We start from the raw sequence: 8,974 nt of genomic DNA on the forward strand, positions 1-8,974 counted from the left end.
CCAAGGTTGGGCGCGCAGGGGGTATCGCAGCAGGGATCGGCCACGAGGAAGGCCTCATCTTCCGCGCCATCGGCGATCAGCTCGCGCTCTGCCCGCCGATGATCTCGACAGAAGACGATGTGAAAGAAATCATGACGCGCATGGGCCGGACGCTTGGGCGCCTGACCGGTGCGGTTGCCAAGGAGGGACTCGAATGACCCGCATGAAAGCCGAACCGGTCGTCCATATCGACGACGAACGCTTTCGGGTCACCGAATGGCGCTTTGCCACCGGGGCCGAGACCGGCTGGCACATCCATGGCCATGACTATGTCATCGTGCCGCTTACGGACGGCAAGCTCGGTCTCGAAGGCCCGGACGGCGCGCAATCGCAAGCCGCTCTCACTCAAGGGGTGCCCTATTCGCGGCGGACGGGTGTGGCCCATAACGTCATCAATGCCGGCGATGCGCCGCTCGCCTTTCTGGAGGTCGAGGTCGTTGAGGCTGGCGACCTCGCAGCCAGGCGGCTCGCCGTGCTCGACCGGTTCCTCGCAGCCTGGAACGCCCGCGACGTGGGCGCGCTGATGGACTGCATGGCTGAGAATTGCGCTTTCCACGGCTCGGCTGGACCCGATGCCGAAGGGCGCAAGCATATGGGGCGTGACGCCGTGCGCGCCGCCTATGCAGCGCTGTTCGATGCTTTCCCGAAGGCCGCGTGGACCAAAGGACGGCACGTCGTGACGGGCGACACCGGGCTTTCATCATGGCGCTTCGTCGGCACCACGGCAGCGGGGCAGCAAATCGAAGTCGACGGCTGCGATATCTTCGCTTTCTCGGGGGAGCTCATAGCGCTCAAGGATTCCTACCGCAAAGCGCGAGGGTAGCGAAAATCTGAATTCATCGGGCGACGAAGGGCGGTCCAAGCGGGCCGCCCTCGTTTTTTGTCCAAAGGCAAGATCCTACGAAAGGGCCGGGCTTACCCGGCCCATCTTCTTACTTGAGCAAGGCTTCCATCGGTACCGGCTCGGAAATCGTCCAGTTGCCTACAACACCCGGCTTGCCGGCCTTGGTCTCGACGATCAGGTACCGCGTCTGGTTCTGGTGATGCAGTTCCGGCGTGAAGGTACGAGGCCCGAACAGCGTCGGCTCGTTCTTCATCTTCTCCAGTTCCGCGACGACGGCGTCGGCATCGGTCGTGCCTGCACGCTCCACCGCCTTGGCCCAGACGTCGACCATGACGTAACCCGGAAAGACATACTGGCTCGAGGGATCGGCGCCTGTCTTCGCCTTGTAGGTGGCATTGAACTTCAGCACTTCCGGATTGGGATCGTCGCCATAGATCGATCCCTGAACGGGGACGTAGAAGTTCGTCAGATCGGGCACAGCGGATAGCCAATAACTACCGTCGACGCCCGAGCCATTCAGGATCATGGAGTTGATGCCCGCGGCACGAAGCTGCTTGATGGCCGAAACAGCGCCCGGCATCATTGTGCAAAGCATGATCGCATCCGGCTCCTTCGGCAGAGACTTGATGCGGGTGATCTGCGCGGCGATGGAGGCGTCCTCGTTCTTGAAGGTGTCTTCACCGACAAGCTTCGCGCCCTGGGCTTCGAGCTTCGGCATCATCCAGTCGAAGCCGTCGCAGATGCCCTTGTTGTAGGCCGTCCAGGTATCGAGCAGACGGTAGAAGTCCTTTGCGCCTTTTTCCTTGAATGCCCACTCGGCCATGGTCGCGCCCTGCACGGGCGCCAGCACCGACGCGGAGAAGCTGTGCGGGCCGACACCCTGGATACCGGCCTTGACCGATTCCGCGCACAGGAAGAAGGAGATACGGCCCGCGTCCTCGGCCGCGAGCGCAGCCGGCGATCCGAAGTCGTAGTCGCACGAGACGACCACGAGATCCGCGCCCTGGTCGAGCACGGAGAGGCCCGCCTTGGCGCCTTCGGCCCGGTCGGACTTGGTGTCGGCCTTGACGACCTTGATCTGCTTTCCAAGCAGACCGCCAGCCGCATTGATCTCGTCGATGCGGATCAAGGCCGCCTCCTGCGCAGGCTTGTCATAGGCTTCCATGAAGCCCGACTCCGCAGTGGCGAAGCCGATGACGATGGTCTTGTCATCGGCCAGGGCCGGGTATGCGATGGACATCGAGGCCAGAGCGGTTGCGACAATTCTCATTTTGTATGTCATGCACGTCTCCTTTTTGTTTTCCGGTCGGGCTTGTGCCGCCGGTCACTTGTTGCGACTGCTGCGGGGTAAGGTGATCTCGCGATTGCCCATGAGTCCGGATGGGCGAAGCGCGAGGATCACGATCATGATGACGCCGAGGGCTATTTCCTGAACCCCTTTCGGGAGGGCGAAAGTGGACTCGCCGAGCGATACGCCTGCCTCCAGCCAGCGCAGCGCCTGGATAAGGGCGGACAGCAGGACGACACCCACCACACCCCCCGACAGGCTGCCCATGCCGCCGACGACGAGCATGGAAAGGGTGATGAAGGTGAGACCGAGATAGAATGTGTCGGGTGTGACCACGCCGATGGAATGAGCCATGAGCGCACCGCCCAGCCCCATCACCGCGCCTGATATGACGAATGCCACCAATCTTTCCCTGGGAATGTCGATACCGGAAGCCGCGGCGGCGGTGGGCTCGTCGCGGGCAGCACGAAGGGCCAGGCCGGACCGGGAGATCGCGTGCGCCCAGGCGATGAAGATCGCGACCACGGCGCCGATGAGATACGGCCAGATCACGCGTACGATCGGAATGCCGACGACCGATGAGGTCGCTCCGGTCACGCTCTCCCAGTTGGAATAAATTGTGTTGATCATGGCGAGCATCGCGAAGGTCGCGATCGAAGCCGCGATGCCCGATAATCGCATCAGCACCCGCCCGAAGATGAGAGCGGCGAGGGCGGCGAACAATGCTGCCAGCATAGCCGATTGCCAGTACGGCAATCGGGTCGCCAGCAGCCATTCGGGCAGTCCCGGCAGCGAACCGCGTTTCATCATCGGATTGATGGTGAGCCACGCGGCCGCGTAGGCGCCAAGGCAGGTGAAGCCGATATGCCCGAAGCTGAGAACGCCCGAATTCCCGATAAAGATGTATAGGCCCACGACGAGGATGACACGGACGAACACGTCGATCACCGTCTGGTTGAAGGGCCGCGATCCGGTCATCACCGTGATCAGCGCGATGGCCAGCAGCAGCAGAGAAAGCAGGACCGGTGTCAGGATTGTGCGGCGGGCAAGCGCGAAGCGGGCGGGCTTTCGCTCGGCAGCCGGGGCACCGGCAGCGGTAGAGTTGGTGAGGGAGGCGGCGACACCCATGAAATCAGATCCTTTCCTTGGTGCCGCGCGCGGCAATAAGCCCCTGTGGGCGGAAGAGGAGGACGAGGATGACCGCTCCATAGACAAAGGCATCGCGGAATGGCCGGGCGTCGATGGGCAGCATGACTTGCATGATCACCGAGGCGGCACCCAGCAGGAAGCCGGCGAGCACGGCTCCCCCGAGGCTGCCGAGGCCGCCAATGACGGTGGCGATGAAGGCCATCAACATGATCGAGGCGCCCATCTGGATGTCCAGCGTGCCTGTCTGGGCGCCAAAGATCAGTGCAATGGCGGCGGCCAACGCGCCGGAGAGGGCGAACGCGCCCATGATAACCCGGTTCGCACGCACACCCAGCATTCGGGCCATCGAGAAGTTCTCGGCCGCCGCCCGCATCTCCAGGCCGAAGCGGGTTTGACGGAGGAACAGTGTCAGGCCGATCAGGATGACCATCGTGGCCACGATCGTTATGAGCTGGAGGAGGGGAAGCCTGGCACCAAGGATCTCCACCGGCTGGGACAGTTCGGGCAGCAGCGAGATCGATTTCGGCCGACTGGAGAAAAGCATGAGCAGGAAGTAGCGAATGACGAAACCGAGCGCGAAGGAGGCGATCATCATGGTTGCCGGATTTGCCTGACGAAACCGCCTGAAGACGACGATTTCGCACAGCACCGACAGCCCGGCCCCGCAGAGGAGCACGAATGGCAACAGCAGGTACCACGGCAATTGGCCGGCGAAGACGATGGCCATTGCGTCCGTAGACGGCCATAACAGGGCGAAGACGCAGAAGGCGATGACGTCGCCATGCGCGAAGTTCACGAGCCGCATGACGCCGAAGATAAGGGCAATGCCGAGCGCCCCGAGCGCGTAGAGCGAACCAAGCGAGAGTGCGTCGAACAGGATCTGAAGCATCTCAATTGTCCTCGTAGCCGAAATAGGCAGCCTGGATCGCCTCGCCATTGCCGAGCGTCCGCGCGTCGCCATCGAGCACGATCTGTCCGCCACGCATCAGGATCATCCGCCCGCCCACCATCATCGCCCGGGCCGAGCTCTGCTCAACGATCAGGAGCGTGAGCTGGCGCTGCGCACGCAGCGCGATCAGCCGCTCGTAGACCTGGTCGTTGATGTTGGGGGCGAGGCCCAGTGAAGGCTCGTCGATGGCTACAAGCCGCGGATTGGTCATCAGCGCGCGGCCGATGACCAGCATTTGCTGCTGCCCGCCGGACAGCAATCCCGCCTGCCCGTGCCGCCTCTCTTTCAGCATCGGGAAGGTTGCGTAGACGGCTTCGAGTTCGTCGGCCGCTCGGCTGCGCCAGCCGCGTTCGCGGGCGTGCATGCCGGTTCCGACCAGAAGGTTCTCTTCGGTCGTCAGCGAGCCGAAGACATCGCGCCCCTCCGGCACCATGGAGAATCCGAGCCGGGCGATGTTCTCCGGCGCCTGGCCGGTGATCTCATGACCTGCAAGGTCGATCCGGCCGCCCGCCACCGGCGTAACACCGGCGATCGCGCGCAGCAGCGAAGACTTCCCGGCTCCGTTCGGGCCGGTGATGAACAGGATTTCTCCCTCGTCCATGGAGAAGGAGACATTGCGGACCGCCGTGAGACGGCTGTAGCGGATGGTGATGTCGGAAAGGGCGAGCAGGCTCATTCCATCGCCTCCAGCACAGGCAGGTCGGTGTTCGCGGCCGTGCCCATATAGGCGTGGCGCACCTTCTCGCTGTCGCGGATCGCGGCAGGCGGTCCTTCCTCGATAATCGCTCCGGAATCGAGCACGACGATATGCTGGCAAAGGCCGAGCACCAGCCCGACATTGTGCTCGATGAGCAGGACACCACAGCCGAGATCGCTGGCGATGTGTCTTATCAGGGCGGAAAGCTCCCGCGCCTCCAGTGCGCTCATGCCAGCCGCGGGCTCGTCGAGCAGGATGTATGCGGGCCGTCCCATCAGGGCGCGGCCAATGGCGACGCGGCGCTCGTCCGTGTATGGCAACGTTCCGGCGATGCGGGTACCCAGCGCACCGATGCCTATCCAGTCGAGCATTGCTTCCGCTTCGGCGATGGCAGCGCGCCGGCTCATTCCCAGGCCAACGCCCGTTACCTCCAAATTGTCCAGCACAGGCAGGTCGCGGAAGAGCCGCCCACCCTGAAAGGTGCGGGCAATGCCGCGCCGCCGGACCTGATGCGGCTTGAGACCCGTGAGTGCTTCCCCGTCGAGCTTGATGGTGCCTTCCGTCGGTGCCTGGAAGCCGGTCAGCACGTTGACGAGCGTGGTCTTGCCAGCGCCATTCGGGCCGATGAGGCCACTGATGCGGCCGGGCGTAATTTGGAGGTCTACCGATGACAGGGCCTTCAGCCCCGCAAACGATACCGAGACGTTCTCCGCGCTCAGATGACTCATGACCCTTTCCTTCTTTCTACCGACGGAAAGGCGCGAAGCATCCGGCCTTGCGGCCAGCCACGTTGCAAATGTCTTCCCCTGTCGGTTCCGGCGGTCTCTAGCGGACTGCTCGGGTGCCAAATTCACGCCGTTGCCCGGCGTCGTCTTGTCGTTTCGCGCACCGGATTTTGTCTTCCGCCACGCGCGGTCGGTTTTGGCCGGCCGATCTCCTCGCCTCCGGCTCCTCCGCCGGCATTCCCGGCTGACGTCAGCCGGCCAGATGCCCTTCAGCACGCGCCAGCGCGGCGCGCTGTTCGGTTCGCGCGGCAAGCGCGTCTTCCAGCGTCACCGGGACGAAGCGCGCCGGGGTGTGCGGCTGGAGCTGGGCGATAAGGTCCATGTCGGCCGATATCACCACGCCCAGCATCATGTACCCGCCACCCGAAACCGCGTCCCGGTGAAGAACGATCGGCTCCGTGCCACTCGGCACTTGGACAGATCCGTAGGGATAGCAGGCATCGACGATGTTCGAGGGGTCGGAGCCCGCACCGAAAGGCTGCTCGCGCTCGACGAATTCCAGCGGCGTTCCGCCCCGGAAGCGATAGCCGATACGGTCGGCTTCGGGCGCGACCTTCCAGGTTTCCTCAAAGAACCGATTGCCGGCAGCCTCAGTGATCCGATGCCAGTATATGCCGGGAAGCATTCTGAGTTCCGCCGGGCTATTGCGCGCGCGGCGCAGATTTGCAGGCAGTGAAAGACCGGCTTTGCCGGAACCTTCGCCGAGGGGAAGCTCATCGCCCGCCTTCAGCGTGCGGCCCTGATGGCCGCCAAGCGCGCCCAGAATGTAAGTCGAGCGCGAACCGAGAACCACGGGTACGTCGATGCCGCCGGAGACGGCCAGATAAGCGCGCGCGCCGCTCTTGAGGAAGCCGAAGGAAAGCCGGTCACCGGCCTTCACCGGAAAACTTTCCCACGTCGACCGTTCCTCGCCATTGAGTTTGGGTGGGAGCTCTCCACCTGTGACGGCGACGACCGCGGATTGGGTGAATTCGAGTTCGGGACCCATGAAAGTGGCTTCGAGCACCGCGGCACCCGGATCGTTGCCGACAAGCAGGTTTGCGATGCGTGTCGCAAAGCGGTCCATGCCGCCGCCTTCTGGAATGCCGACATGATAGTGGCCGGGTCGGCCAAGGTCCTGCACGGAAGTGGAGAGGCCGGGAGAGATTACCTTAACGGCCATTGATAAGCTCCATCAGCTTTGCATTGGTGCCGTAAATGTCGCTGTTGAAATCCTTCAGGCTGAAGGTGCACTCGCGAACCGTCGGCTGCCACCGATTGGCTTCGATTTCCTCAAGCGTGGCGTCGTAGTCATCGCGGCCAATGGCCTTGAACTTGACGATATCGCCTGGCTTGAACAGGCACATGTCATCGGCGAGGTAGCGCACCTTCCTGGTCGGGTCGTAGATCGGGGCCGGGGTTATGCCATACATCTGGTAGCCGCCAGCGCCGCGTACCGAATAGATCGCTGCAAAGCAGCCGCCATGGCCAATGGTGAGCTTGGGAGTGTCGGTGCGTGGACGCAAGTATTTCGGCGCCTGAATCTGTTTCTTGCGCTCAACCATCTGGTACAGGAAGGGCAGTCCGGCGACGAAGCCGACCATCGATACGAACCAGGGCTGGCCGGAATAGGCCGCGATAAACTCTTCCACCGTGGCGTAGCCGTTGATGCGTGCCGAATATTCAAGATCGGTGGAGGAGGGGTCCTGATGGCGCTCGCGGAAGCGCAAGCAGGTTTCACGCGTCCATGGATCCTGGAAATAAACCGGCAGTTCGATGATCCGGGTCTTCAGCACCGGGTCCGCCTTCGAGGCCGCCTCTTCCATCGACTTCAGTTCGCTGAGCAAATCCTGCGGCTTGACGATGTCGGGGTTGAAGCGAATCTGGAAGCTGGCGTTGGCTGGGCAGATCTCGGTGACGCCTCGGATGTCTGCCGTACGCACCGCGTTGGTCATCGAAAGGCCGGTAAAGAAGGAGGTGAGCGACATTTCTTCGGACACCTCGCCGAAGATATGTTCGTCACCGCCGAAGTTGAATCGTATCGACATCGGTCCTCCCTAACCCGCCAATGCTGCGGCGTTTTCGATGAGCCAGCCTTCCAGCCAGCGTGTATGCACGTCTCCCGCCCGCACCGCCGGATCGGCGGCCAGCGCAAGAAACAGCGGCTTGGTGGTCTTGAGTCCGTCGATCTTCAGCTCATTGAGCGCGCGGATCAGGCGCACTATCGCCGCCTCGCGCGTCTCTGCATGCACGATCAGCTTGGCAAGCAGCGAGTCATAAAAGGGCGGTACCTGATAGCCTTGGTAGAGCATCGAATCGAAGCGTACGCCCGGACCGCCGGGAATGCGAAGCCCAGCCACCTGCCCGGGGAATGGAGCGAACTCCTTCGCCGGGTCTTCGGCATTGAGCCGCACTTCGATCGCATGCCCCTTGACGGAGACATCGCCTTGCCGGATCCGCAGCTTCTCGCCGCCGGCGATGCGAAGCATCTCCGCAACGAGATCGATGCCGGTGATCGCCTCGGTGACCGGGTGCTCGACCTGGATACGGGTGTTCATCTCGATGAAGTAGAAGCGGTCTGCTTCATCGTCATAAAGATACTCTACCGTGCCGGCACCAGAGTATTTGACCGCCTTGGCCAAAGCGACCGCCGAAGCGCAGAGCTCCTCGCGCAGCCTGGCTGAAAGTGCGCGCGACGGCGCCTCCTCCCAAACTTTCTGGCGTCGCCGCTGCAGCGAGCACTCCCGCTCGTAGCAGTGGATGGCATCGCTTCCGTCTGCCAGCACCTGCACCTCGATATGGCGGGCCTTGCCGATCACCTTTTCCATGTAGAGACCACCGTCGCCAAAAGCGGCGAGGGCTTCTGCTTCGGCCTGAGGAAAGGCTTGTTCGAACTCGGCGAGCGAGTTCGCGATGCGGATGCCCCGCCCGCCGCCGCCTGCCGCCGCCTTGATCATCACCGGAAAACCGGTTGCGGTCAGCACCTCGTGGCCAGCCTCGAGGCCCTCGACCCGGCCAGCCGAGCCTGGCACGACGGGGACACCTGCAGCGGCAGCGGCCGATCGCGCCGAGACCTTGTCTCCCATCATCCGGATCGCATCTCCCGACGGGCCGACGAAGACCAATGCAGCGCCTGTGACTGCGTCGGAAAACGCGGCATTCTCGGCAAGGAACCCATAGCCTGGATGAACACTGTCGCAACCGGTGTCGCGGGCAGCCTTCAGAATTGCTTCGACATTGAGAT

9 protein-coding genes and 1 pseudogene are annotated in these 8,974 nt (G+C 63.0%); 2 read left to right on the top strand and 8 right to left on the bottom strand.

Going from position 1 to position 8,974, the window contains the following annotated elements; genetic code table 11:
• Together EN914_RS13895 and EN914_RS39870 are read left to right on the top strand one after the other, a co-directional pair.
• Nucleotides 1-197, top strand: a pseudogene (locus tag EN914_RS13895) (aspartate aminotransferase family protein); the annotation flags it as partial.
• Nucleotides 194-862, top strand: a complete 669-nt coding sequence (locus tag EN914_RS39870) for a nuclear transport factor 2 family protein (protein WP_024502401.1) — start codon at nucleotides 194-196, stop codon at nucleotides 860-862. The pseudogene EN914_RS13895 and the gene EN914_RS39870, both read left to right, overlap by 4 nt.
• Nucleotides 863-971: 109 nt before the next feature.
• On the opposite strand, the gene EN914_RS13905 is transcribed toward EN914_RS39870, so the two are convergent.
• The 8 genes from EN914_RS13905 to EN914_RS13940 form a co-directional block, all read right to left on the bottom strand.
• Nucleotides 972-2,165 (bottom strand): ABC transporter substrate-binding protein, encoded by a 1,194-nt coding sequence (locus tag EN914_RS13905; RefSeq protein ID WP_013533160.1) that lies wholly within the window; start codon nucleotides 2,163-2,165, stop codon nucleotides 972-974.
• A gap of 42 nt (nucleotides 2,166-2,207) precedes the next feature.
• Nucleotides 2,208-3,299: a branched-chain amino acid ABC transporter permease gene (locus tag EN914_RS13910; RefSeq protein WP_024502402.1), complete on the bottom strand. Its 1,092-nt coding sequence runs from the start codon at nucleotides 3,297-3,299 to the stop codon at nucleotides 2,208-2,210.
• A 4-nt stretch (nucleotides 3,300-3,303) separates the two neighbouring features.
• Nucleotides 3,304-4,209, bottom strand: a complete 906-nt coding sequence (locus EN914_RS13915; RefSeq protein ID WP_013533158.1) for a branched-chain amino acid ABC transporter permease — start codon at nucleotides 4,207-4,209, stop codon at nucleotides 3,304-3,306.
• A 1-nt stretch (nucleotide 4,210) separates the two neighbouring features.
• The gene (locus tag EN914_RS13920; protein WP_013533157.1) at nucleotides 4,211-4,945 is read right to left on the bottom strand and encodes an ABC transporter ATP-binding protein; all 735 of its coding nucleotides are present in this window, start codon (nucleotides 4,943-4,945) and stop codon (nucleotides 4,211-4,213) included.
• Nucleotides 4,942-6,003, bottom strand: coding sequence for an ABC transporter ATP-binding protein (locus tag EN914_RS13925; RefSeq protein ID WP_244514266.1), 1,062 nt, complete (start codon nucleotides 6,001-6,003; stop codon nucleotides 4,942-4,944). Before EN914_RS13925 ends, EN914_RS13920 begins: the two co-directional genes overlap by 4 nt.
• Entirely contained in the window at nucleotides 5,942-6,913 is a 972-nt protein-coding gene (locus EN914_RS13930) for a biotin-dependent carboxyltransferase family protein (protein WP_024502403.1), read from the bottom strand. Before EN914_RS13930 ends, EN914_RS13925 begins: the two co-directional genes overlap by 62 nt.
• A complete protein-coding gene (locus EN914_RS13935) occupies nucleotides 6,903-7,778 on the bottom strand; it encodes an allophanate hydrolase subunit 1 (RefSeq protein WP_024502404.1) in 876 nt (291 codons plus the stop codon). Before EN914_RS13935 ends, EN914_RS13930 begins: the two co-directional genes overlap by 11 nt.
• A 9-nt stretch (nucleotides 7,779-7,787) precedes the next feature.
• On the bottom strand, nucleotides 7,788-8,974 hold a 1,187-nt coding region (locus tag EN914_RS13940; RefSeq protein WP_127389127.1), incomplete at its 5' end, for a biotin carboxylase N-terminal domain-containing protein.

Origin of the sequence: Mesorhizobium sp. M7A.F.Ca.CA.001.08.2.1 (assembly GCF_003998455.1) — a bacterium.
GTDB classification, from domain to species: domain Bacteria; phylum Pseudomonadota; class Alphaproteobacteria; order Rhizobiales; family Rhizobiaceae; genus Mesorhizobium; species Mesorhizobium ciceri.